The sequence below is a fragment of the Thioalkalivibrio sp. ARh3 genome, from assembly GCF_000377265.1.
Taxonomy (GTDB): domain Bacteria; phylum Pseudomonadota; class Gammaproteobacteria; order Ectothiorhodospirales; family Ectothiorhodospiraceae; genus Thioalkalivibrio; species Thioalkalivibrio thiocyanoxidans.
The window spans coordinates 152,304-178,208 of sequence record NZ_KB897949.1; the positions used below are offsets into that span (position 1 = coordinate 152,304).

General features: G+C 66.9%; 16 protein-coding genes, 1 tRNA gene and 1 other RNA gene. 8 read left to right on the forward strand and 10 right to left on the reverse strand.

Annotation, left to right across the window (positions count from 1 at the left end):
- Positions 1 to 54: 54 nt before the first annotated feature.
- From C995_RS0107675 to purL, 3 genes are all read right to left on the reverse strand, one after another.
- Positions 55 to 1,443, reverse strand: coding sequence for a sigma-54-dependent Fis family transcriptional regulator (locus tag C995_RS0107675; protein WP_018864374.1), 1,389 nt, complete (start codon positions 1,441 to 1,443; stop codon positions 55 to 57).
- 86 nt (positions 1,444 to 1,529) lie between these two features.
- Positions 1,530 to 2,063, reverse strand: coding sequence for a PilZ domain-containing protein (locus C995_RS0107680; RefSeq protein ID WP_018864375.1), 534 nt, complete (start codon positions 2,061 to 2,063; stop codon positions 1,530 to 1,532).
- Positions 2,064 to 2,134: 71 nt separating this feature from the next.
- Positions 2,135 to 6,010 carry a phosphoribosylformylglycinamidine synthase gene (gene purL, locus C995_RS0107685; RefSeq protein ID WP_018864376.1) on the reverse strand — a complete coding sequence of 1,292 codons (3,876 nt, stop codon included), beginning with the start codon at positions 6,008 to 6,010 and terminating at the stop codon, positions 2,135 to 2,137.
- A 240-nt stretch (positions 6,011 to 6,250) separates the two neighbouring features.
- Here purL and ssrA point away from each other — a divergent pair.
- The 7 genes from ssrA to C995_RS0107715 all read left to right on the forward strand — a co-directional run bounded on the left by ssrA (position 6,251) and on the right by C995_RS0107715 (position 14,319).
- Positions 6,251 to 6,611: a transfer-messenger RNA gene (gene ssrA / locus C995_RS13960) on the forward strand.
- Between the two features lie 473 nt (positions 6,612 to 7,084).
- Positions 7,085 to 7,537, forward strand: a complete 453-nt coding sequence (locus tag C995_RS0107690) for a CBS domain-containing protein (RefSeq protein WP_018864377.1) — start codon at positions 7,085 to 7,087, stop codon at positions 7,535 to 7,537.
- A 30-nt stretch (positions 7,538 to 7,567) separates the two neighbouring features.
- Complete coding sequence (locus C995_RS0107695; protein WP_018864378.1) at positions 7,568 to 8,257, forward strand: DUF5752 family protein; 690 nt, start codon at positions 7,568 to 7,570, stop codon at positions 8,255 to 8,257.
- Positions 8,254 to 9,495 carry a glycosyltransferase gene (locus tag C995_RS0107700; protein WP_018864379.1) on the forward strand — a complete coding sequence of 414 codons (1,242 nt, stop codon included), beginning with the start codon at positions 8,254 to 8,256 and terminating at the stop codon, positions 9,493 to 9,495. Before C995_RS0107695 ends, C995_RS0107700 begins: the two co-directional genes overlap by 4 nt.
- Before the next feature lie 102 nt (positions 9,496 to 9,597).
- Entirely contained in the window at positions 9,598 to 11,178 is a 1,581-nt protein-coding gene (gene otsB, locus C995_RS0107705; protein ID WP_231362420.1) for a trehalose-phosphatase, read from the forward strand.
- 15 nt (positions 11,179 to 11,193) lie between these two features.
- Positions 11,194 to 13,794 (forward strand): glycoside hydrolase family 65 protein, encoded by a 2,601-nt coding sequence (locus C995_RS0107710; protein ID WP_018864381.1) that lies wholly within the window; start codon positions 11,194 to 11,196, stop codon positions 13,792 to 13,794.
- A gap of 105 nt (positions 13,795 to 13,899) precedes the next feature.
- Entirely contained in the window at positions 13,900 to 14,319 is a 420-nt protein-coding gene (locus C995_RS0107715; protein WP_018864382.1) for a secondary thiamine-phosphate synthase enzyme YjbQ, read from the forward strand.
- 63 nt (positions 14,320 to 14,382) lie between these two features.
- Here the strand turns inward: C995_RS0107715 and rlmM are convergent, their stop codons facing one another.
- The 7 genes from rlmM to C995_RS0107750 form a co-directional block, all read right to left on the reverse strand.
- Positions 14,383 to 15,465, reverse strand: a complete 1,083-nt coding sequence (rlmM, locus tag C995_RS0107720; RefSeq protein ID WP_018864383.1) for a 23S rRNA (cytidine(2498)-2'-O)-methyltransferase RlmM — start codon at positions 15,463 to 15,465, stop codon at positions 14,383 to 14,385.
- Positions 15,466 to 15,560: 95 nt separating this feature from the next.
- Positions 15,561 to 17,294, reverse strand: a complete 1,734-nt coding sequence (gene soxB / locus C995_RS0107725) for a thiosulfohydrolase SoxB (protein WP_026279014.1) — start codon at positions 17,292 to 17,294, stop codon at positions 15,561 to 15,563.
- A 476-nt stretch (positions 17,295 to 17,770) separates the two neighbouring features.
- On the reverse strand, positions 17,771 to 18,775 hold the full coding sequence (locus C995_RS0107730) for a class I fructose-bisphosphate aldolase (RefSeq protein ID WP_018864385.1): 1,005 nt from the start codon (positions 18,773 to 18,775) through the stop codon (positions 17,771 to 17,773).
- A gap of 132 nt (positions 18,776 to 18,907) precedes the next feature.
- On the reverse strand, positions 18,908 to 19,465 hold the full coding sequence (locus C995_RS0107735) for an RDD family protein (RefSeq protein WP_018864386.1): 558 nt from the start codon (positions 19,463 to 19,465) through the stop codon (positions 18,908 to 18,910).
- A 33-nt stretch (positions 19,466 to 19,498) separates the two neighbouring features.
- On the reverse strand, positions 19,499 to 19,969 hold the full coding sequence (locus C995_RS0107740; protein WP_018864387.1) for an SgcJ/EcaC family oxidoreductase: 471 nt from the start codon (positions 19,967 to 19,969) through the stop codon (positions 19,499 to 19,501).
- Between the two features lie 37 nt (positions 19,970 to 20,006).
- Positions 20,007 to 21,572: a phospholipase D family protein gene (locus tag C995_RS0107745; RefSeq protein WP_018864388.1), complete on the reverse strand. Its 1,566-nt coding sequence runs from the start codon at positions 21,570 to 21,572 to the stop codon at positions 20,007 to 20,009.
- 135 nt (positions 21,573 to 21,707) lie between these two features.
- Positions 21,708 to 21,784 (reverse strand) — tRNA-Val (locus tag C995_RS0107750).
- A gap of 455 nt (positions 21,785 to 22,239) precedes the next feature.
- Between C995_RS0107750 and C995_RS0107755 the strand changes: the two genes are divergently transcribed.
- Positions 22,240 to 25,725, forward strand: coding sequence for a DNA methyltransferase (locus C995_RS0107755; RefSeq protein ID WP_018864389.1), 3,486 nt, complete (start codon positions 22,240 to 22,242; stop codon positions 25,723 to 25,725).
- Positions 25,726 to 25,905: the final 180 nt, after the last annotated feature.

Consider the following 25,905-nt stretch of genomic DNA (forward strand, 5'->3'; position numbering starts at 1 on the left):
GGACCATCATTAGATGACGGCTTCCCGACGATGTAGAGTCCGGCGAATGTTCCGTCAGCCCTTGCCCAGTCCGAACTTGCGCATGCGCTCGACCAGCGTCGTACGCCGCATGCCGAGGCGCCGGGCGGCCCGGGCCACGACCTGGCCCGTTTCGTTCAGCGCGGCGACGATCATCTCGCGCTCCAGGTCATTCAGATAGCCGCGCAGGTCGACACCTTCGGGCGGGAGACCCTCGCGCGCCACTCCCAGCGCCCCATTCGGGACATTGGCAACCTGGCCGTTGGCATCGGCCTGCGGCGGCACGGTCAGGTCATCGATTCCCTCGGGACGGACACGCGGGGGCAGCTGACCGAGATCCACCGGGAGGTCGGGATACATGATGGCCAGCTGTTCCAGCAGATTCGCCAGTTCGCGTATGTTGCCCTGCCACGGCAGCTGGCTCAGGTGCGCCATCACGGCCGGCGTCAGATGCGCCGGCGTCATGCCCTGCTCCCGCAGCCGGTCCTCCAGCGCAGCCACCAGCGACGGGATGTCGCTGGCGCGCTCGCGCAGCGGGGGCAGTTCGATGGGAAATACATTCAGCCGGAAGAACAGATCCTGGCGGAAGCTGCCTTCGGCCACCGCGTCATCCAGGTTGCGATGGGTGGCCGCGATGATCCGGGCGTTGGTGGAGACCGACTTGTTCGAACCAACCCGTTCGAACACCCGCTCCTGCAGCACGCGCAGCAGCTTTACCTGCATCGGCAGCGGCATGTCGCCAATCTCGTCCAGGAACAGCGTCCCGTCGCCGGCCAGTTCGAAGCGACCCGTGCGGGCGGTAAACGCACCCGTGAATGCCCCTTTTTCGTGGCCGAACAACTCGCTTTCCAGCAGATCGGCCGGGATCGCCCCACAGTTGACTGCGACAAAGGGCTTGTCGGCACGATCGGAGGCCGCATGAATCGCGCGTGCGATGACCTCTTTGCCGGATCCCGTCTCCCCGAGGATAAGCGCGGTCGCATCGGTACGCGCCACCTGCGCGACGAGACGCTTGACCGCCAGCATGGTGGGGTGCACCCCCACCAGACCGGGCATGTCGTCGTGTCCTGGCTCGCGCCCGTAGCGCAGCCACTGCAGGACCTGACTGACCTGGGCGATCGACAACGGATGTTCGACCACGCAACCCGAGCCCGGCGCGTTGACCGTTTCGCCATCGGTTGGCTGAACGACCACGGTGGTCTGGTCGTTGAGACCCTCTAGCAAGCGCGAGTCGAGTTCCGCCCCCGGGCCGCACCACCACACCGCAGCGGCATCGGAACCGCGGTCGAGCAGCGCCTCGGGGCTTTGGTGGGATTCGGTTTCGCAGCCAAGACACGTCAGGATCGCCTGCGTATCGCGGGCTGCGCCGGGTTCACCGGTGAGAGCTATCCGTAGTTCCTGGTCGCGCCCGTTCAGATCCGTCATTCCGGCCACCGCTAGCAGACTGAGTTAACTCATGCAGGGTCTTCGGCAAACCCATACAAATGTGTGATGAGCATCTCAGTATCGGGCTAGTTGTGACCGCCGTCAACTTTCTGTCGTTTGTCGGCAATCTCGCGTCGGTGAAGCCGGAAGATCCAGCGCCCGAGCGCTTCGCGCAGGCTGTCCTCCATGCCGGTCCAGCGCATCAGCTGGACGTTTCCGGCAGTAGTCGGACTCTCGACACCCAGCACACAAGGCTGCGGCAGGAGACGGCTGAGGTAGATCTCCACCCTGTCACAATCCTCCGGAACGGTGCCTGCCGGCAACACAAGCCCGTGGCGCGACAAAGTCGCCTCCACGGGGGCCGGGCGTTCCGGGTGCAGCGACTCGGCCACCAGATGCAGCAACAGATCAAGCTTGTGCTCCAGGCGCTGGATCTCGGGTGCCGCTTCGTCTTCGTGCGGGACCGAACGCGGATGCGTGTCGTCGAACAGGTCCAGGCTCTCGATCAGACGCTGCGCGAGCCCCGGGTCGGTAAAGGCTCGCTGGGACGGGCCGATCGCGAGCGAGCTGGTCACTCGCAGATCATCCCCCAGGTATTCGCTCCATTCGCTCGCCGTCATCGGACCTCCTGGTTACCGACGGGTCAGGTTCCCGCCGCGCTTGCGCGGCTTGTACAGACGCTTATAGACGATCAGCCCACAAACACGCGCGCGTTGCGGAACAGCCGCATCCAGGGACCGTCCTCGCCCCAGTCCCGCGGGTGCCAGCTGTGCTGTACCGTACGGAATACGCGTTCCGGGTGCGGCATCATGATCGTCGCGCGCCCATCCTGCGAAGTGAAACCCGTCGCCCCCCCGGGCGAGCCGTTGGGGTTGGCCGGATAGCGCGCAGCTGGCGTGTCGTCCGCCTCGACGTAGCGCAGCGCCGCCTGGTCGTGCACCGGGGCCTCTTCCCGATACGCGACGCGGCCCTCCCCGTGCGAGACCACCACCGGAAGAAGGGACCCGCCCATGCCGTCCAGCAGCACCGAGGGGCCCGGCTCCACCCGCACCAGCGACAGCCGCGCCTCGAACTGCTCGGAACGGTTGCGCACAAAGCGCGGCCAGTGGTCCGCCCCGGGGATCAGCGGGGCCAGATGGGACAGCATCTGGCAGCCATTGCAGACCCCGAGCGTAAAGCTGTCGGTACGGTCGAAGAAGGCCTGAAACTGATCGCGCAGCGCGGCATGGTTCAGGATAGTCTGGGCCCAGCCACCCCCGGCGCCGAGCACGTCCCCGTAGGAAAACCCGCCGCAGACGGCAAGACCCTGCATCTCGTCCAGCGCCCGCCGCCCGGAGAGCAGGTCCGTCATGTGTACATCCACCGGCTGAAACCCGGCACGCTCGAATGCCGCAGCCATCTCCAGCTGCCCATTCACCCCCTGCTCGCGCAGAATCGCGACGCGCGGACGGACACCGGTCGCGATCAGGGGAGCGGCAAGGTCCTCCGAAGGATCGAAACCGACACGCGCAACCAGTCCCCCGTCCGCCTCGACCCGCGAGAGCTCCTCGTCGGCACACTCGGGATCGTCACGCAGGCGCTGCATCGCGGACGAGGTCGCCTGCCACTCGCCCTGGAGCTGCGCGCGGGTGGACTCCAGCAGGTCCTTCGGCCCCTGGCGCACCAGGATATGGTCGTCCACGCGCAGGGTCGCAACGCGATGCAGGTGCGCGCCCAGCCCGACGGCGTTCAGCCCGTCACGAAGCGCGGCCTCCGCCCCCGGCGCCAGCTGTACCACCGCACCCAGTTCCTCGTTGAACAGCCATTCCTGAGCCCGATGGTCGTCGGGGACCGTCACATCCAGGCCACAGCGACCGGCAAAGGCCATTTCCACGAGCGTGGTGAACAGGCCACCATCGGAGCGGTCGTGATACGCGGTCAGCAGCCCCTTGCGGCGCAGCCCCGTGATCACGTCAAAGAAGCCCCGCAGTCGTGCCACATCGACCAGATCCGGTGCCTCGCGCCCGATATGCCCCCAGGCCTGGGCCAGCGCCGAACCGCCCATGCGCGTATGCCCCTCGCCCAGGTCGATGAGCCACAGGGCCGGGTCCGCATCCGGATTCAGTTCGGGCGTCACGCTGCGGCGGACATCGACCACCGGTGCGAATCCCGAGACGATCAGCGATACCGGCGCATGCATGTCGCGCGCCTCGCCACTCCCGGTCTCCCAGACCGTTCGCATCGACAGCGAGTCCTTGCCGACCGGGATCGAGATCCCCAACCCCGGGCACACGTCCTCGGCCACCGCGCGTACCGTATCGAACAGGTTCGCGTCCTCTCCGGGGACGCCCGCGGCGGCCATCCAGTTAGCGGACAGTCGGATCCTGTCGGTACTGTCGATATCGGCGGCAGCCATATTGGTCACGACCTCGCCGATCGCCATGCGCCCGGAGGCCGGGCCGGAGAGGATCGCCAGGGGCGTACGCTCGCCCATGGCCATCGCCTCGCCGGTATAGCCCTCGAAGTCGGTCAGCGTCACCGCGCAGTCGGCCACCGGTACCTGCCACGGGCCGACCATCTGGTCGCGCGCAACCAGGCCGCCCACACTGCGATCGCCGATCGTGATCAGGAAGTGCTTGGCCGCCACCGCCGGCATCTGCAGCACGCGCCGTACCGCCTCATCCAGCGGGCAGGCGCCCGCGTCAAAGTCGGTGGCCGGCGGTGCCGTGCGGCGATCCTCGCGCGTCATGCGCGGCGTCTTGCCGAGCAGCATCCCCATGGGCATGTCGACGGGCGGCTCGTGGAACAGCCGGTCCTCGACCTTCAGGTGACCCTCCTCGGTGGCGCGTCCGACCACCGCGAACGGCGCCCGCTCGCGCTCGGCCAGCATGCGGAACGTTTCCAGACGGGCGGCGTCCACCGCCAGCACATAGCGTTCCTGCGCCTCGTTGCACCACAGCTCCATCGGCGACAGCCCCGGCTCGGCGGTCGGGACCTCCCGCATTTCGATCACACCGCCCCGACCGGCATCGTCGAGGATCTCGGGGATCGCATTGGAAAGGCCGCCCGCACCCACATCATGGATCGAACGAATCGGGTTCTGCGCCCCCAGCGCGGTGCAGCGATCGATCACCTCCTGGCAACGCCGCTCCATCTCCGGATTGCCCCGCTGCACCGAGGCGAAGTCGAGCTGTTCCGCACTGGCGCCACTGGCCATCGACGAGGCCGCCCCGCCGCCCAGGCCGATCAGCATCGCCGGCCCGCCCAGGACCACGATCGGCGTGCCCGGGGGCACATCCTGCTTGTGCACGTGCTCGCCGCGGATCGACCCCAGCCCGCCGGCCAGCATGATGGGCTTGTGGTAGCCGTACAGGACCTCGCTCCCGTCCGGGCGCGGCAGCGCCATCTCGAAGGTGCGGAAGTATCCAGCCAGCGCGGGGCGACCGAACTCGTTATTGAATGCGGCGGCGCCGATCGGGCCGTCCAGCATGATCTGGCGCGCACTCTCGATGCGCTGCGGCCGGCCGAAGTCGCGCTCCCACGGCTGCGGCAGATCGGGGATCTGTAGATTGGAGACGGTAAACCCCGTCAACCCCGCCTTGGGTTTGGAACCCTGTCCGGTGGCCCCCTCGTCGCGGATTTCGCCGCCCGAGCCCGTGGCGGCACCCGGGAACGGTGAGATCGCAGTCGGATGGTTGTGGGTTTCCACCTTCATCAGGATCGGCAGATCCAGCGATTCGCGCTGATACTCGCCGGTGACCGCATCCGGCATCAGGCGGAGCCCTGCGTGCCCGGCGATCACCGAGGCGTTGTCGCTGTAGGCGGACAGCACGCGCTCCGGGTGTTGCTGGTGGGTGCTGCGGATCATCCCGAACAGCGTGCGCTCGTCCGCCTCGCCATCCAGGATCCAGGCGGCGTTGAAGATCTTGTGGCGGCAGTGTTCGGAGTTCGCCTGGGCGAACATCATCAGCTCGGCATCGGTGGGCGCACGCCCGAGCGCGGCGTATCCCTCCGCCAGATACTCGATCTCGTCCGGCGACAGCGCGAGCCCCAGATCGACATTGGCAGCTTCCAGCGCCCGCCGCGGGTCGTCGCCCAGCTCCACACGACCCAGCGAGCGCGGCGTCTCGGACTGGAACAGCCGCGCCGCCTCCGCCGGATCCTCGATGACCGTCTCGGTCATCCGGTCGTGCAGGAGGTCCCCAAGGGCTTCCAGGGCCGCCCCCCTGGCTCCCTGCCCACCGATCTGCCAGTGAATGCCGCGCTCGATCCGCACAATGGCCTCTTCCAGGCCGGCGTGGTGCGCGATTTCGGTGGCCTTGGACGACCACGGGCTGATCGTGCCGAAGCGCGGGATCACCACCAGCTCACGCTGAACATCAAACTCGGGCTCCTGCCAGGCCTCGCCCTCGCGCAGCAGGTGATCCAGGACCGCATCCTCCTCCGTCGTCAGACGCCGCCGAGGCTCGATAAAGTAGACAAACCGTGCCGCGAGCGGGCCCGCGTCGGGGACGCTCGCCCGCAGGCCGGCCTCCAGTGCCCGCAGCCGAAACGACGAGACGGCGATACCCCCTTCCACAAACCGCATTGCGCTTCCTCGAAACCAGACGTGCCAAAAGCCGCGCATTGTACCGGACCCGGTCCCGGATCGGATCCTCCGTGACGCAAATGCCGAACCAAGCCGCCCCGGCCCTGCCAGAGACCATGCGGCGGCAAGGGCGGTGGAAGGGGCTACCGCTGCCGCGTGGGTTCTCCCCAGCCCGTCCGGCCGGGGAGTTTGCGATGGTCCGGGAACCTCCGATGGGTTACACTGTCAATGTAACTGCAAGGGGGCGACTTGGATTCGACGCGGGTCGCGAAACCTTAGGTGCATGCCGAGGATGTGGTGAGCCTCGTAAAAATCACCGCAAAAAAATAGTTGCCAACGACGACAACTACGCACTCGCCGCTTAAAAACCGGTAGATGCCGTCCGACTGGAGCCGTGCTTATGCGTCCAGTATCGGGCGTCGACTCTCATAAGCTCGTGGTGAAGCGCGCCCGGCGTGGATCCATTAAAACTCAACCGGGATCGCCAGTTGTTTTCCCTGCCTGTCGGGTAGCGGCTGGTTAAACTGAAAGACGGGATAAGCATGTAGAGCCGAGGGCGGAGGGCCTGCGGACGCGGGTTCGATTCCCGCCGCCTCCACCAGTTCTTACCATTGAATCAGCCACCTTCGGGTGGCTTTTTTGTGTCCGGTACAGCTGTCGCGGACCACGCGTCGGGCCCGAACCCGCCATGATCGCGGGTTCTGTCCACTCAACTGTCCACCATGGACATATCCCGAAACCGTACAGCGACGACCCGGGCTCGCGGCTCCCCTCCGCGGTGGCCTCCTGGTCGATGACCACCTGCCCTCCCACTGCTGGCGATAACGGACCCCGCATCGCTGCGTCCCTGATGCCTTCGGGGAGGTCCTCGCCCGTATCCCGTAGTGCCGAATCCGCGAGCCCGAGACTGCGCGCTGCGGATTGATGGACTATTTTCCATGAAAGCGACAACGGCGATTTTCCGGGACTGCCCGAGGCCTCACAGGGCCGTTTTCCGGAAGCCGCAGGATCCGGACCGCACGAGGCCGGATCGGTCCCGGTTGAACAAATCATGCTGATGGCGGGAGTACGTCCATGTCCGCAGGCGAATACGCAAACCGCGACGTGATCGTGGTGGAGGAACAGGAATCCGTGCGCACGGCGGTGAACATGATGCGCGAGCATCATGTGGGCACGGTGGTGGTCGTGGCGCGCGACGCAGGGCGGCATCCGATCCCGCGCGGCATCCTGACCGATCGCGACGTGGTGCTGGAGATCCTCGCGGAGGGCGTCGATCTGGACGAAGTCACCATCGGCGACGTGATGAGCTACGAGCTGGTCACCGTGCCGGAGAAGACCGGACTGATGGAGGTCATCGAAGTGATGCGCGACAAGGGGGTACGCCGCGTCCCGGTGGTGGACAACCGCGGGACCCTGATCGGCATCCTCAGCGTGGATGACGTGCTGGAGTTGATCTCCGAACAGCTGGAAGACCTGGTACGCCTGATCGGCCGCGAGCAGCGTCACGAACGCACGCGGCGCAAGTAGCGAACACGGGCAGAGGAAAGGCGTGCCACCATGAACGGACCCGGATTCGAGCACGCACCGCCGGCGGCACCCTTCCGCTTCCGCGACTGCGCACTGATCCCGATCGCCTCCGGCCGCCGGGCCAGCTCCCTGAAGGAGCTCCGCGACCACCTGGTGCAGTCCGGGCGCGACACGCTCTATTACCACTTCTGGGGCGCGCTGCTGCAGCCACGCTTCGAGGAGCGCGAATACCACAACGACTTCGCCGCCTGGGTCCACCACGCCGTGCGTGACGACGTGCTCGCGGAGCAGCTGGCGATGGTCGATCCCGACGAATACGACGACGTCGAGGAGCTGCGCCTGGTGATCCTGGAATACATCGACCAGCGGCTGGAGGACACGCCGTTCCTCGAGTGGATCCCGGCCACCCAGGTGTTCGAATTCATCCATGCGCAGATCGTCGTGTTCGACGCCGGCTTCGAGGCTGGTGACTATCGCGACCTCGCAGGACACATCCCGCGCATGCCGCTGAGCAGCGTGTTCTACCATTTCGTCGATGCCCGCCGGCGCACGCCGGATCGCACCGACGACTTCAGCGCCTGGCTCGCGGGGTTCGACCGCGAGCACCAGGAGCTGGTCGATGCCCTCGCCGACATCGATCCCTACTTCAACACCCTGTCGGAACTGCGCGACCAGCTGGGGGCGCTGTTTCGGCGCCACTTCGGCGAGGGCGTGGCGTGAGCTCGCTGCTGGAGGCCTATGCGGCGGTCGCCGGCGAGGACATCATCCGCCACCTGCGCCAGCTGTCCGCACCGCTGCAGGGGCGCAGCGTGGTCCACGTCAACTCGACGCGCCTTGGGGGCGGCGTGGCCGAGATCCTGCACAAGCTGGTACCACTCAGCCGCGAGCTGGGGATCGACACCCACTGGGAAGTGATCAGCGGGGACGCCGACTTCTACGAATGCACCAAGCAGATGCACAACGCCCTGCAGGGCAGCCGCATCCAGATCCCGGATCGTCTGCTGCAGCATTACGAGGAGGTCAACGCGCAAAACGCGGCGAGACTGCGCCCGCTGCTGGAGGACGCCGACTTCGTGGTGATCCACGATCCGCAGCCAGCCGCCCTGCTGCGCCACTGCCCGAACCGCGGTGGCCAATGGGTCTGGCGCTGCCACATCGACGCCAGCCGGCCACAGCGGCATGTCTGGCGGTTCCTGGAGCGCCACGTTCGCGCGTTTGACGCCAGCATCTTCTCGCTGCCGCAGTTCACCCGCGCCCTGCCGCACCCGGAATACATCATCGCGCCCAGCATCGATCCCCTGAGCGACAAGAACATCGACCTGCCGCAGGAGGAGATCGACGCCATCTACCACCGCTTCGAGCTGGACCCGGAGAGCCCGATCATTGCCCAGATCTCCCGCTACGACCGCTTCAAGGACCCGGTCGGAGTGGTCGAGGCGTTCCGGATGGCGCGGCGCTTCGTGCCCCGCCTGCAGCTGGTGCTTGCCGGCGGCACCGCCACCGACGACCCGGAGGGCGACGCGGTGCTGGCCGAAGTGCGCGAGGCCTCCGACAACGACCCGCACATCCGCATCCTCACCCTGCCCCCGGACGCCCACCGCGGCATCAACGCCCTGCAGCGCGCGGCGCACATCGTTCTGCAGAAATCGACCCGCGAGGGCTTCGGACTCACCGTCACCGAAGCCATGTGGAAGGGCAAGCCGGTGATCGGCGGCGACACCGGCGGCATCCGCCTGCAGGTCAGCAACTATCACACCGGGTTCCTCGTCAACACGCCCGAGGGTGCCGCACTGCGCATCCGCTATCTGCTGCAGGCCCCGGAAAAGATCCAGCACATGGGCGACAACGCACGCGAACTGGTACGCGAGAACTTCCTGCTGACCCGTCAGCTGCGCGACTACCTCACCCTGATGGTCGGCCTCCACCACCGTGCCGCCGACCGGATCGACCTTGTCTGAGCCGAACGCCATGTTGCCTGCGCATATCCAGGACCCGCATCGACACGACTCCGAACCCGGCAGCACCCGGGCACCCCGGCGCCGGCCACCGGAGGGCGCCGCATGAGCCGGACGGAATCCGTGCCTGCCCCGATGCGCGTGAAGGGCGTGGTATTCGACATGGACGGGGTGATCACCGACACCGCCGAGGCCCACGCGGCGGCGTGGAAGCGCATGTTCGACGAGGCCCTGCCGCGCATCGCGCCCGACCAGGAACCGTTTGACGCGGTCGGCGAATACCGGCTACACGTGGACGGCAAGCCGCGGCTGGAGGGCCTGGCCGACTTCCTCGCCGCGCGCGGCATCGAACTGCCACGTGGCGAGCCCGGCGATGCCCCCGGCACCTCGACCCTGCACGCCCTGGGCAACCTGAAGAACCGCTACTTCCGCGAGTGGCTGGACGAGCACCCGGTGGCGGTGTTTCCCGGCAGCCGCCGCCTGCTGGGCGAACTGCGCGCCGCCGGCGTGCGCTGCGGCGTGTTCACCTCCAGCCGCAACGGCCGCCGGGTGCTGGAGAGTGCCGGGATCACCGACCTGTTCGACGCCATCATCGACGGCGAGGATGCCGCCGACGACGACCTGCCCGGCAAGCCGGCACCCGATCTGCCGGTGGCCTGCGCCGAGGCCCTGGGCGTCGCGCCGGACGAGGCCGCGCTGGTGGAGGACGCCCCGGTGGGCATCGAGGCCGGGCAGCGCGGCGGCTTTGCCCTGCTCGTCGGCATCGACCGCAGCCGCGACCACGGCGAGCGCTACCGCGAGGCCGGCGCGCAGGTGGTCATCTCCGACTGCGCCGCGCTGCGGCTGGGCGACACCGGGCTCGCGGTGGCAACACTCGACGCCCTGCCCACCCTCGAGGATGCCGAGGCCCTGCTGCGCGAACACCTGGAAGAGCGCCGGCCCGCCCTGTTCCTCGACTACGACGGCACCCTGAGCCCGATCGTGGAAGACCCGGACGCGGCGGTGCTGTCCGCGCCCATGCGCGAGGTCCTCGCCCGGCTCGCCGGATGCTGCCCGCTGGCGGTGATCTCCGGGCGCGACCTGGACGACGTGCGGCGCCGGGTCGACCTGGAGGACGCCTACTACTCCGGCAGCCACGGCTTCGAGGTCGCCGGCCCGGACGGCTTTCACGAGCGTCTGGGTCAGGGCGAGCACTACCTCGACGAACTCGACGATACCGAGGCCGCCCTGCAGCAGGCGCTGGAGGATGCCGGCATGCCCGGTGTGCAGCTCGAGCGCAAGACCTTCTCCCTCGCCGTGCATGTACGCCGGGCCGCGGCCGAGGATGCCGAACGCACCGAGGAACTGGTGCGCGAGATCCTCGACCGGCACCCGGGTCTCGCCCTGAGCCACGGCAAGAAGGTATTCCAGGCGCAGCCGCGAACCAACTGGCACAAGGGGCGTGCGGTGCACTGGCTGCTCCGGCGCCTGGACCTGGACCGGGACGATGTCCTGCCGATCTACCTGGGCGACGACATCACCGACGAGGACGCCTTCGAGGCCCTCGCCGGCACCGGGCTCGGCATTGCGGTACGCGGCGAGGAAGACCGCCCCACCGCCGCCGACCTGGCACTGGACGACACCGAAGGCGTGCGCCGCTTCCTCGAAGTCCTCGCACGCCTGCTGAACGCCCGAGGGAACCACTGAGCAACCGGAGACCCCATGTCCCGCTGGCACCTCTCCTTTGATGGCTACGAACCCGACAAACAGGGCCTGCGCGAGGCCCTGTGCACCACGGGCAATGGCTATTTCTGCACCCGCGGCGCGGTCACCGACAGCGGCACCCGCGAGGGCCGCTGCGCCCGCCCGGGGGTGCACTATCCCGGCACCTATCTGGCCGGCGGCTACAACCGCACCTCCGCCACCGTGGCCGGGCGCGAGGTGGAGAACGAGGACCTGGTGAACCTCCCCGACTGGCTGCCGCTCACCATCGCCATCGCCGACGGCCCGTGGTTCCGCATCGACGCGGTCACGGTGCGCGACTACCGTCAGGAGCTGGACCTGCGCGAGGGCGTGCTGTCGCGGCGCTTCCGCTTCACCGACGAGGCCGGGCACAGCATGCTGTGGGAGGAGCGCCGATTCGTCAGCATGGACCACCCGCACCTGGGCGCGCTGCAGGTCACCCTGACCCCGGTGGACTGGAGCGGCCCGCTGCGAATCCGCTCGGCGATCGATGGCGGCGTGATCAACGACGGCGTCGAGCGCTACCGCGACCTGACCGGCCGCCACCTGGAGGTGCTGGAGATTGCCCACCTGCCGGCCCCGGAGAGCCGGGATGGCGCCTGCCTGGCCGCGCTGCGCGCGCGCACCCTGCAGTCCCGGCTGGAGGTCGCAGTGGTGACCTCCACCCGCGTCCACGCTGCCGACGGCGCACCGCTCCCCGCCGCCGTCAGCCGCGACGACAGCGAGGTCGAGGCCGTGCTGCTGCTCGAGGTGGAGGCCCGGGAAGCGGCCCCGATCACGGTGGAAAAACGGGTCGCGCTGCACTCCTCGCGCGACTACGCCATCAGCGAGCCGCTGGAAGCCGGCATCCGCCTGCTGGAAGACGCCCCGCCGTTCGACAGCCTGCTGCAGGTCCACCGCCGCGCCTGGCAGCAGTTGTGGGACGACTTCGACATCAGCCTGGAGGCCGAGACCGACACCTGCGGCGCCCCCGAAGGCAACAGCGAGGCGGAGATGAAGCTGCGCCTGCACACCTTCCACCTGCTGCAGACCGTCTCCGAACACACCACCGAAATGGACGTCGGCGTGCCCGCCCGCGGCTGGCACGGCGAGGCCTATCGCGGGCACATCTTCTGGGACGAGCTGTTCATCTTCCCGTTTCTCAACCTGCGCCGCCCGGCCCTGACCCATGCGCTGCTGCTGTACCGCTACCGCCGCCTGCCCGAGGCGCGCCGCGCCGCGCGCGAGGCCGGGCATAGCGGCGCACTGTTCCCCTGGCAGTCGGGTGCCAGCGGCCGCGAGGAAAGCCAGCGGCTGCACCTGAACCCGGAGTCCGGCCGCTGGCTGCCGGACAACACCCACCGCCAGTGGCACATCAACGCCGCCGTCGCCTACAACATCTGGCACTACTGGGAGGTGACCCAGGACCACGGCTTCCTGCACGCCGAGGGTGCGGAGATGATGCTGGAGATCGCCCGTTTCTGGGCCTCCGTCGCCACCCACGACCCGGAGGATGACCGTTACGACATCCGCGGGGTGATGGGGCCCGACGAATACCACGACGCCTACCCCGGCGTGGATCCCGAGCAGGAAGGCGGCCTCGACAACAACGCCTACACCAACGTGATGGTCGCCTGGCTGATGTCGCGCGCGGTGGATGTCTGGGAGCTGATGCCGGCCGGCGAGCGCGAGGCCCTGTGCGACCGCCTCGGCATCGGGCCGGAAGACCGCGATCACTGGGAGACCCTCAGCCGCCGCCTGCGCATCCCGTTTCACGAGGACCCCGATGGCCAGCCGGTCATCAGCCAGTTCGAGGGCTACGGAGAGCTCGAGGAACTGGACTGGGAGCACTACGGGCGCAAATACGGGCTCAACATGCGCCTCGACCGCATCCTCGAGGCCGCGGGCGACAGCCCCAACCGATACCGGGCCTCCAAGCAGGCCGACGTGCTGATGCTGTTCTACCTGTTCACGGCCGAGGAGCTGCAGCTGATCTTCGAGAAGCTCGGCTACCGCTTCGACCCCGACCTGATCCCGCGCAACGTCGACTATTACCTGCGGCGCACCTCGCACGGCTCCACCCTGAGCTTCGTCAGCCATGCCTGGGTGCTGGCGCGTTCCGATCGCGAACACGCATGGCGGCTGTTCTGCACGGTGCTGGACAGCGACATCCACGACCTCCAGGGCGGGACCACCCCCGAGGGGATCCATACCGGCGCCATGGCCGGGTCCATCGACATCGTGCAGCGCTGCTTCCTCGGCATCGAGACGCGCGAGGACATACTGCACCTGGACCCGGTGCTCCCGGACGGCGTGCGCCGGCTGCGCGCGCGCCTGTACTACCGCCGCCACATCCTCGATGTCGAGGCCGACCACGAGACCCTACGCGTGCACAGCGCGGTGCTCCCGGCGCCGCCGATCCACATCGCCTACCGCGGCCACATCCGCGTCGTCGGACCCGGTATGGACTTCGCGATGCCGCTGGTCAAGCCCTGGGCGCAACCAGTCGACCCCGAGGAACGCCGGCGCCAGCGCGAACGCCGCGAGCGCCGCGAACGCATCGAGGCCGCAGCCCCCTGCGCGCGCGGCAGCGATAGCTGAGGCCGCACCCCCACGCCACGCCGGCCCTGGCCCTCCGGGTTTGCATGCCGTGCCGTGCCCGCGCAATCTGTTGCGCCCCAACCCCCAGCCGCAACGGAGTACCGCGTGGCCGTATACCAGGACAGCATCCAGATCCGCACCGACGGGCGCGGAACCACCCTGATCACCCGCCAGGTCGAGGACGTCGTGCGCGCCTCCGGCATCACCACCGGGACCTGTCACGTCTTCCAGCACCACACCAGCGCCTCGCTGCTGGTGACCGAGAACGCCGACCCCGACGTGCGCCGCGACCTGGAGACCCTGATCGCGCGCATGGCCCCGGACGGAGACCCCGCCTACCGCCACGACATGGAAGGCGACGACGACATGGCCGCACACGCCCGCGCCATGCTCACCGACAACGACCTGACCGTGCCAGTGGGGCGCGGCCGCCTGGTGCTCGGCACCTGGCAGGGCCTGTTCCTCTGGGAACACCGCTACGCCGCGCACACACGCATGCTTACCATTACCGTCCAGGGCGAGTGACGCGGCAACGGGCATCGCCACACCGGGGCCTGTCCCGCGCGGGTCCGCGGGCCCGGGGCGAACTCAGGCGTCGAGCCGACGCACGTGCACCGTGATCTCCTCGCGGTCGTGGTAGAGCTGGCGCGCCTGCAGCGCATGCGGGATCCCCGCGGCGTCCAGCCGCCCGCGCACCTGCTGCAGGCAGTCCCGCGCCGCCTGCCAGCGCTGCTTCATCGGCAGCTTCAGGTTGAATACCGCCTCGCGGCACCAGCCAGCCTCCAGCCAGTCGGCCATGCGCGCGGCCACCCGCGCCGGCTTGTCGACGATGTCGCAAACCAGCCAGTACACCGGATTGGGCGGTGTCCAGGTGAAGGCGTCCTGCCGGTGGTGCTCGACCTGGGTGGTGGCCATCAGCGCCGCGTCCATCGGCCCGTTGTCCACCGCATGCACGTACATCCCGCGGCGCACCAGCTGCCAGGTCCAGCCGCCGGGGGCCGCCCCCAGGTCCACTGCCTGCATCCCCTCGGCCAGCCGCGTGTCCCACTCCGCGCGCGGGATGAAGGTATGCCAGGCCTCCTCCAGCTTCAGTGCGGAGCGGCTGGGCGCGTCGGGCGCAGTCCGCAGGCGCAGCTTGCCTTCCGGCCACTCGCTGCGCTCGCCGGGCCTGGAGAACGCGATCTGGACGCGATCGCCGGCGGACCAGAACAGGTGCGCGCGCAACCCGGCCGCGTCCGGCACCAGCAGCCCGCGCTTGCGCAGCACGGCCTGCAAGGGGCGGTCGAGTGCCCGAGCCAGCCGCACGAGCGACTGCCCCTCGTTGGTATCCGGGCACTCATGCCAGACCGAATCAAAACAAAGCCCCGTCAACTGGAGCTGGTCCAGGATCGGGGTCACCCGATCCTCCCGGCTCAACCGTTCCAGTGGGTGCAGCGCCAGCAGGCGCTGGCGGGCAAAGATCAACCCATCCAGTGGCAGGGCTGCGGCCAGCCCGGCCAGATCACCATCCGCCGGGACAAAGCGTACGTAACTGGTATCCGGCTTCGCACGCGGGTAGCCGGCCATCCCCGCGTTCGCGGCCCGCTCCGTCAGCTCGGCAATCAGGTCCGGCTCGAATCCCGGGCGGCAGTAGAACAGCAGTTCGGACGCCGTCGCCTCGATCGACTCCATGTCCCCTCCATGAAAAAAGCCGCCCCACCCGAGCGGGTGAGGCGGCTTCGAGGGTACCCGGACCATGACATCCGGGCCACCACGGAACGGTCGAATTACAGATCCAGGCCCGGATCCCCTTCGACGTTCTTCAGCTTCGGCACGTAGGGCTTGCTGACCTCGACCGTGCCCTTGTCGCGCAGGTAGTCCTCGACCACCTCCCAGACCGGCGTGGAATCGAGGGGTTCGGCCACGCTCGCCCAGCCGGCGACCACGTACTTCTTGTCCATGTCGATCGGCTCGCCGTTGATCTCCATATCGCTGATCCGCGAACCCATCGACTCGTGCGGGTTGATGGTGTACTTGATGCCACCGGTGCGGACCATGTCGCCACCGCGATGATGGTACGGGTTCTGGTTGAAGATCGAGTTGGCCACATCCTCCAGCGTGTTCTTCAGCTGCGCGCCGGTCATCTCGTTGCGCGTGGTCTCGGAGTAGGTGGTCACCGTCTGGGTCATCAGCTCTTCGTAGGTGATCGGCTGACCCGGCAGCACGCTCACGCCCCAGCGGAAGCCCGGCGAAAGCGCGATCTCCGCGTCGAGCTTGTCGCGCAGCGCGTCCAGGATCACTTCGTCGAAGGTGCCGTTGAAGTTGCCACGGCGGTACAGAACACCCTCGGTCACCGCGAGCTCTTCGTTCAGCTTGTCCTCGTACGGTTCGTGGACCTTCTTAATGTGTTCTTCCATCTCCGGATCGGGATCCAGCAGGTTGGAGAACACCGGCAGCATGTGGAACTTGTAGTCGCGCACGCCGTTGTCGCCCACGTCCAGGTCCAGCAGACCCAGGAACTTGCCGTTGGAACCGGCGTTGGTCACCAGGGTGATCTCGCCGCCGGCATTTTCGATCTCCATCGCGCCCGGAATGGCGTCGTGGGTATGACCACCCATGATCACGTCCACGCCTTCCAGATTACGGGCCATCTCCATGTCGGTGACCATGCCGTTGTGCGACAGGATCGCGACGACCTTCGCACCCTTCTCGCGGCATTCGTTGATCATCCGCTGCATGTTCTCGTCGCGGATGCCGAAGCTCCAGTCCGGGAACATGTAGCCCGGGTTGGCCACGGAGGTGTACGGGAAGGCCTGGCCGATCACCGCCACCGGCACGCCGTTCATCTCGCGGATGGTATAGGGCTCGAACACCGGGTCGCCCCAGTCGCGGTCCTCGATGTTCTGCGCGAGGAAGTCGATGCCATTCGGCTTGAAGTCGTTCTCGACGATCTCCATCACGCGGTCGTCACCGAAGGTGAATTCCCAGTGACCCACCATGATGTCCACGCCCAGCAGCTTCTGCGCATCGACCATGTCCTGGGCGTCTTCCCACAGCGAGACCGCGGTGCCGTGCCAGGTGTCGCCGCCGTCCAGCATCAGCGAATTCGGCCGGTCGGCGCGCAGCTTCTTGACCAGCGTGGACAGATGGGAAAAGCCCCCCATGCGGCCGTATTTCTCCGCCGCGTCGACGTAGTCGAGATGGGTGATGGCGTGCGCCATCGGCGAACCGGGCTTGATGTCGAACCACTCGAGCAGCTCCTTGCCCACCAGCACCGGCGGCTTGCCCTGCATGTCGCCCACGCCAATGTTCACGTTCGGCTCGCGGAAGTAGATCGGCTTCAACTGCGCGTGGCAGTCGGTGTAGTGCAGGAACGAGACGTTGCCGAACTTCGGAATGTCGTAGATCTCGCTGCTCAGGGGTTTCCAGGACCCCTTCTCGCCGGCCCAGGCATTCATCGAGAAGCCGGCGGCACTCGCCGCGACCATGGCTTCGAGGAATTCTCTCCGAGTCAGATTCATTGACTGGCTCCTATTGGTGGTTTGAATTGGATTGAGCGCAAATACCAGCTAGGCCTGTTCCGGCCCTCTTCCCGGTTATTCCGGACGTGCATCGGCCGATTTTGTTCCATCGGTCTGGCCGCAAACGGGTGCGCAGACTACCGGAATTGCTGCGCATACGCGCGGGATAGAATGAGAATCGGCCCTGTTTCATTCCGATCTGCGCGGACAAAAAAATGCTCCGGGAGCCTGCCAGAGCCACCACACAGGTCACAAAAAAGGCCTGTCACCCTGGGGGTAACAGGCCAAGACGCGACATACACCGCCGGAGAACAGATGCGGGGGGGCACAGCGCCGACAGCGCTGATCCTTGTGCCCCCGCCGATCGGCTCGTACCCGGCAGTCTCAGTCTATGAAGCTCAAAGCGGGCAGAGATTGATTCAGATCAACTATGCCACGGGTTCTATATCGCGCCCGCTGCTCGCGATCCAGGCGACTTAGGCCGCGTACTTGCCCTCCGCAGCCAGGCCATTGTCGCGGGCACGCTCGTACACAGTCTTCTGCGCGCTCTCGAAATTCGCCTGCATGTCTTCACCCCAGAGCTTCAGCGCGGCCTGCTGCATGCCACGCCCGTAGGAGAACGACAGCGGCCAGGGCGTACCACCAATGCGGTTCATCGCATCCAGGTGCGCGGTCGCATCCTCGTCACTCTGGCCACCCGAGAGAAACACGATGCCGGGCAGGATCGCGGGCACCGCGGAGGCAAGGCAGCGCAGGGTCGCGTGGGCCACATCGTCCGCACTCACCTGCTCCGGGCAGTCCTTGCCGGGGATCACCATGCTGGCCTTGAGGATCGTGCCCTCCAGCAGCACGTGGTGGTCGTACAGGGCGCGGAACACGGCGCGTTGGGTCGCCTCGGTGACGCCGTAGCAGGTCTCGATGTCGTGATCGCCATCCATCAGGACCTCCGGCTCCACGATCGGCACCAGTCCCTGCTCCTGACAAAGCGCCGCATAGCGCGCCAGCGCATGGGCATTGGCCTCGATACAGGTATCGGTCGGCATGGTTTCGCCAATGGTGATGACCGCGCGCCACTTGGCGAACCGCGCGCCCTTCCTGGCGTATTCCTCGAGACGCTCGCGCAGCCCGTCCAGGCCTTCGGTCACCTTCTCGCCCGGGAATCCCGCCAGGTCCTTCGCGCCCGTATCCACCTTGATGCCGGGCAGGACGCCCGATTCATTCATCACATCCACGAACGGCTTGCCGTCCCGCGTGGACTGGCGAAGGGTCTCGTCATAGAGGATGGCGCCGGAGATGTATTCGTTCAGCTTGGGCGTGGTGAGCAGGAGTTCGCGATAGGTCCGGCGATTCTCCTCGGTGTTCTCAACCCCCACCGCATTAAATCGCTTGCCGATCGTGCCGGTGGATTCGTCGATCGCAATAATGCCCTTCCCGGGGGCGACCATCGCCTCGGCCGTCTCGATCAGTGTGTCGATTTTCATCTCTGCTCCTTGGGGCTGGTATACCCGTATGGATTTCCGTTGGAGACTAGTTCCCCGCCAGGGGTTCTTCCATACGGACTCCCAACGCCCGGGAGCAGTTCACAAACGCGAGGTGCCCATCTCGGCCACTCTTCAGTTCAGCCACTCCTTGCGTACAACGAAGGTCTCCGCGATCAGGTCGTGCAGGGCCTGGCGGCGGCGGGTAAAGGCCACCATCAGATAGCCGATGCCGAACAGCAGCCCGGAGAGGATCTCCGCAAGATAACGGCCCGTGGCGCGCATGAAGGTAATGCGCTCGCCGTGATAGTCGACCACACGCAGCCCCACCGCCATCTTGCCCACCGTCGCCTGATAGCGGGAGCTGTGCATCCCGGCCCAGTACAGCCAGGCCACCAGGATATTGATCAGCATCCAGACGATATCGGCCGTCATCAGCTCGGGCTCCGGCCCCTTGGGCGCCATCGTCTCCGGGCTGATCACCATCTGCGCCACGATCTGCGGCACCCCGATCACCACCATGTCGACCAGGGTGGCCAGCACGCGCCGCCAGAACCCGCCAAAGGCCGCGCGATCCTCCGGCGGCCCGGCGTGCGCCTGCGGCGATGCGGCCGTCTCGATCAGATTCGCTCCACAACCGTTGCAGTAGCGCGCCTCGGGCGGGTTCTCCCGCCCACATGCCTTACATTCCATGTAAACCCCTTTTCTTCCCTGACACTGCCAGCTCTACGGATGCACGACCGTGTTATGCCCGAACCGGATCTGCCAGCCGTGGTGATCGTCCCGCTCCAGCAGAAAGCTCATGCGCGTGTACAGCACGCCATCCCCGCGATCCGGCAGCCCGGCCGGCATGGACGCGATATCCGATACCCGCAGCACAGCCTCGGCAAACGCCCTGTCTTCGCCCAGCATCGAAATATCCTGGACATCCATGCTCAACGAGCTACCCGCAAACGGGCCCTGCAGGACCTCGGTATGTCGCCTGGCATTCGTCGCGCGATCACCAAAGCGCGTCCCGAACAGGTTCACGAGCCCCGCGTCCTCCTGATAGTCACGCGCCCAGGCCTCGCCATCACCGGCCTCCCAGGCCGCCTCCTTGGCCTCCAGGATGCGCTGGATTTCACCTTCATCGGCCCCCGCACTCGAGATCAGGGCAGCCAACGGGAGTGCGAGAAGCGAGAGCAGCTTTCCGGACATGAGGTCTCCAGATTAATGGTCACCGGGAGCCCCCTGTTTACAGGAGCGGCTCCACCGGTGCCAGTCGCGTGATTCCGGACAGGAAGCGGCGCCAGATACCGGCCTTCGGATCGGTGCGGTAGAGCGTGCCCTCGTCGTCCGTCCAGACCGGCCAGCCCTCGTCATCCAGCCGCACCTGATACGCCAGCTCCGGCCGCGTGCTGTGCTCGTACAGCTCCAGCAGTTCCTGCACGATCTCCGGCTCGCGCAGGAACACGCCCAGCTCGGTGTTGGTGTATCGCGAGCGCGGATCCAGGTTGAACGAGCCGACAAACCCTTCCTCGCGGTCGATGATCAGCGCCTTGGTATGCAGGCTCGCATGCGACGAACCGATCCCCATATCGCGATCCTCCGCCGCGCGCGGCGGCAATGCGGTTGGGCGCAGCTCATGCAGCTCCACCCCGGCCCGCAATAACGCGGGCCGGCGGCGCGAGTAGCCGCTGTGGGTAAAGGCCACATCATTCGCCGCCAGGGAGTTCGTCAGCACGCTCACCCGCACGCCCCGCTCGCGCATCGCGACCAGCTGCGCCGTGCCGTCCCGCCGCGGCACGAAGTACGGCGAGATCATCAACAACTCGTGCTCCACTTCGTCCAGTCGCCGCGCCACCGCCTCGGCCACCCCGTCCCGAATGTGCTCGTGCCCCTTCGCCTTGCCCACGTCATCCACGACCAGCTTCGCCTGATCCGTCCAGGTGTAGGCCCCGGCATCATCAATCGGCTGGGCGAGGGGCACGCCATTCAGCGGTTCCAGCGTCAGCAACGGATGTTCCTGGTGCTCGGCCCGCCAGGCATCGAGCTTGTCCCGGTGGCGTGCGAGCTTCTCCGGGTCCTGTTCCACCCGGCGCATGCGCTCCAGTTCGATTGCCGCCCGGCTGTTCCAGTACTCCACGAACGAATGACCCACCTCCGTCGCCAGCGGGCCGACCATGACCAGATCCAGATCCGTAAAGTTGTAATACGGGCTGACCTCGAAGTACTCGTCCCCGATGTTGCGCCCGCCGATAATCGCCAGATGCCCGTCCACCACCCACGTCTTGTTGTGCATCCGGTGGTTCAGGTCACTGCCGCGAAAGACAAACTCCACCCCCGCGCGCACCGCCCCCCGGCGCGTACGAAACGGGTTGAACACACGAACCTCGATATTGGGATGCTGATTGACCGCGGCCAGCAGGTCATCACTGCCGCGCACATCCATGTCGTCCAGCAACAGCGACACCGCCACGCCCCGGTCCGCCGCGTCCAGCAGCTCCCCGAGCAGCGTGCGACCGGCCACGTCATCGCGCCAGATGTAGTACTGGATATGGATGCGCTCCTGCGCCTTGCGCGCACTCTGCACCCGCCACTGGAAGGCCTCCGCCCCGGTATCCAGCAGTCGGAACCCCGTCTGCCCGTCGTCCTCGACCGCTGGAAGGCTGCCCAGCCAGGTCGCCAGTTCGCCTTCGGCCGTCGGCGCCTGCGGGCCACGGTCCACCCGGTCCGGTGCCGGCTGCATCGGGGTACAGGCCACCAGAAACGCCAGCAGCAACGCCGCAAGCAGCGGCTGAAGCAACGTACGCGCGTTCATTCGCAGATGTCCGACACCCGCCCCCAACGAAGCACCCATACCGGCAGCATGTACCGCCCGTGCGAACCTTTCCATGGTCCGTATCCCCAAAACAAAAAAGCGAGCCGGGAGACCCGGCTCGCTTTCTCAAAATGCTGGTAGGCGCGATTGGACTCGAACCAACGACCCCCACCATGTCAAGGTGGTGCTCTAACCAACTGAGCTACGCGCCTGTCGTCTTCGAGCCGCGTATTCTACGCGCTCCCCGCCCCCTGTCAAAGCCTATCGCACCGCGACGCCCCCAGACCGCTCTCACCCGCTCCACTCGTCGCAAATGACACTGCTGGCCCGTGTCACCACCTCACGGCAACGGCCTCGTCATCCCTGACGCAACTCCCCTTCCTGACCACCCGTGCCCCCTCGCCATTCCCGCCGCAGCCCCTCCTCGTCATCCCGGCCGCACCCCCCTCCTCGTCGTCCCGGCCGCAACCCCCTCCACATCATCCCGGCCGCAGCAACACCCCCCTCCTCGTCATCCCGGCCTTAGCCCCCTTCCACGTCATCCCGGCCGCAGCGAAGCGGAGAGCCGGGATCCCCCAACGCAACCCACCCCCACAACCAACCCAGACAGGACAACCGCGCCCGGAATCGGTAAGGTCTCCACAGAACGAAAACGGACGTACGTCACATGGATGGACTCGCGGCCCGCCCGGCCCACGCCGAAGAATCCGGCCCCGCCCCCATCGCCGCGCCGGAGCAGGTCGAGGCCTTTCTCGACCGCTGGCTTGAGACCGGCGGCAGCGAGCGCGCCAACTACCAGCTCTTTCTCACCGAACTGTGCGCGCTGCTGGACCTGCCCCAGCCCGACCCGGCCAGCGACGACACCGCCGACAACGCCTACGTATTCGAACGTCGCGTCACCATCCGCAACCCGGACGGCAGCGAGAACCGCGGCTACATCGACCTCTACCGCCGCGGCTGCTTCGTGCTGGAGGCCAAGCAGACCGGCAAGGGCCTGCACACCCAGGGCTGGGACAAGGCAATGCTCGCCGCGCAGAACCAGGCCGACCAGTACGTGCGCGCCCTGCCGGAAGACGAAGGCCGCCCGCCGTTCATCGTGGTCACCGATGTCGGCCGCAGCCTCGAGCTCTACGCCGAGTTCTCCCGCTCCGGCGGTACTTACGTCCCGTACCCGGACCCGAGCCGCCACCGCATCCGCCTGGAAGACCTGCGCGACCCCGAGATCCAGCAACGCCTGCGCCACCTGTGGCTGGCGCCCGACCAGCTCGACGCAAGCAAGCACGCCGCCCGCGTCACCCGCGAGGTCAGCGCGCGCCTGGCCGAACTCGCCAAATCCCTGGAACAGCAGGGCTTTGATGTCGAGCGCGTGGCCCACTTCCTCAAGCGCTGCCTGTTCACCATGTTCAGCGAGGACGTCGAACTCCTGCCCAGGGGCAGCTTCACCACCCTGCTGGAACGCCTGCAGCAGAACCCCGAACACTTCCGCGACGCCATGCGCTCGCTGTGGGAGACGATGAACACCGGCGGCTACGAAGGCCAGCTGATGCACAAGGTGCAGCGCTTCAACGGCGGCCTGTTCCAGAACATCGACCCCATCCCCCTCAACGCCGACCAGATCGGCCTGCTCATCCAGGCCGGCAAGGCCGACTGGCGCTTCGTCGAACCCGCCATCTTCGGCACCCTGCTGGAACGCGCGCTGGACCCGCGCGAACGCCACAAGCTCGGCGCCCACTACACCCCGCGCGCCTACGTGGAACGCCTGGTCATGCCCACGCTCATCGAGCCCCTGCGCGCCGAATGGAACACCGTGCAGGTCGCCGCCGAGGCCTGGCTGCAGCAGAACAAACCCGACAAGGCCCTGGACGAACTGCACCGCTTCCACCAGCGCCTGCGCGAAGTCCGCGTGCTCGACCCCGCCTGCGGCTCCGGCAACTTCCTCTACGTGGCGCTGGAACACCTCAAGCGCCTCGAAGGCGAAGTGCTCAACCTCATCCGCGACCTGAGCGCCGGCCAGGCCACCTTCGACACCGAAGGCCTCACCGTCGACCCGCACCAGTTCCTCGGGCTGGAGATCAACCCGCGCGCCGCCGCCATCGCCGAAATCGTGCTGTGGATCGGCTACCTGCAATGGCACTACCGCCTGCACGGCCGCCTCAGCCTGCCCGAACCCATCCTGCGCGACTTCCACAACATCGAATGCCGCGACGCGCTGATCGAATATGACAGCCGCGAACCCATGACCGACGACCACGGCCAGCCCGTGACCATCTGGGACGGCATCAGCTACAAGAAAAGCCCCGTCACCGGCGAACTCATCCCCGACGAGACCGCGCGCACTCCCGTCTACCACTACAGCAACCCGCGCCGCACCGAATGGCCCGAAGCCGACTACATCGTCGGCAACCCGCCGTTTATCGGCGAAAAACGGATGCGAGACGCGCTGGGCGACGGTTACACCGAAGCCGTCCGCGCCACCTATAAAGAACTGCCCGCCTGCGACTTCGTCATGTACTGGTGGCACAAGGCGGCCGAACTCGTATCGAAAGGCGCGGTTCGCCGCTTCGGCTTCATTACCACCAACAGCCTCGTGCAGAGCCGCAACCGGGGTGTCGTCGATCCCCATCTGCGCAAATCGCTCGCCCTGCTGTTCGCCATCCCCGACCACCCCTGGGTGGATTCCGTCGACGGCGCCGCCGTACGTATCGCGATGACGGTAGGCGGACAAGCGCCCGCCCCCGGCGTCCTTCAGCGCGTGCGTACCGAAGAGGAATCCGGCGACGAAGCGCGGACCATCGAGTTTCAGGAGCGACGGGGCATTTTGTTTGCCGACCTCACGGCCGGTGCGCCTCTGGTGGATGCGCAGCCCCTTGCCTCGAACGACGGGCTGGTATTTCAGGGGGTCAAGCTGGTTGGCAACGGCTTCCTCGTCAATCCGGAGCAGCGCCATCACTGGGTCGCCGAGAACCCCGACTGGGCCCCCTTGTTACCTCAACTGATCGCCGGATCGGACCTTACCAAACGACGTGAACCACGCTATTGCATCGACTTTTTCGGCTTGGACGAAGGCGACGCAAAAGATGCCTTTCCGCCGGGTTTCCAGAAAGTCGTCGACGAAGTAAGACCACACCGCGAACACAACAAGGACCGATTTTTCAGAGAGAACTGGTGGCTCTTTGGGCGTGGCCGCGGCGAAATGAGAGCCGCGCTGCGCGGGTTGTCCAGGTACATCGCCACCAGCGAAGTCTCCAAGCACCGATATTTCGTCCTCCTTGACCGTGCCACTACGCTTGCCGACGGCTCGCTGGCAGTCATCGCCCTTGAGGAGCCACATTTCTTCGGCATGCTCAGCAGCCGGCTCCACGTCCGGTGGGCACTTGCCCAGGGGGGTACGTTGGAAGACCGGCCGCGCTGGCAGAATGGTCCTTGTTTCCTGAACTTTCCCTTCCCGGAACTCGACGACCGGCAGGCCGCCACCATCGGCGACCTCGCCGGACGCATCGACGCCCACCGCAAGGCCCGCCAGGCCGAACACCCGGACCTGACTCTCACCGGCATGTACAACGTGCTGGAAAAACTGCGCGCCGAAGAACCGCTGACCGCCAAGGAACGCACCATCCACGAACAGGGCCTCGTCTCCCTGCTGCGCGAACTGCACGACGACCTCGACCGCGCCGTCTTCGACGCCTACGGCTGGAACGACCTCGCCGACCGCATCGTCGGCCGCCCCGGCGCCACCACCCCGCTGCCGGACAAACCCGCCGACCAGGCCGAGGCCGAAGAAGAACTCCTCAGCCGCCTCGTCGCGCTCAACGCCGAACGCGCCGCCGAAGAAGCCCAGGGCCGCATCCGCTGGCTGCGCCCCGACTACCAGGCCCCCGAAGCCACCCAGACCACCGCCACACTGGACACTAAACCCGAAGCCGCCGCCGAGACCCCGACCGAACCGGCCAAAAAACCCACCTGGCCCAAATCAATGCCCGACCAGGTCGAAGCCGTCCGCCGCCTCCTCGCCATCGGCCCCCAAACCCCGGAAGCCCTGGCCACCCACTTCAAGCGCAAACCAACGAAGTCGATCACCCAGGTCCTCGCCGCCCTACAAATCCTAGGCCAGGCCGCCTACGAGCCACATAGCGACCATTGGCGCCTGACATGACCAACGATCCGAACTATCACTGGCTCACCGGTCGGCCATGGTCCCAAACCGCATCGACAGCCGCGCGAGATAACACGGTCCTAAAAACCACCCCGGCGACCCATCCGACTGATTTAACGATGCTTTCTTACGCCACGCGCCCGGTTCAATATCCAATTAGACACGCCCGCACGTTCATCC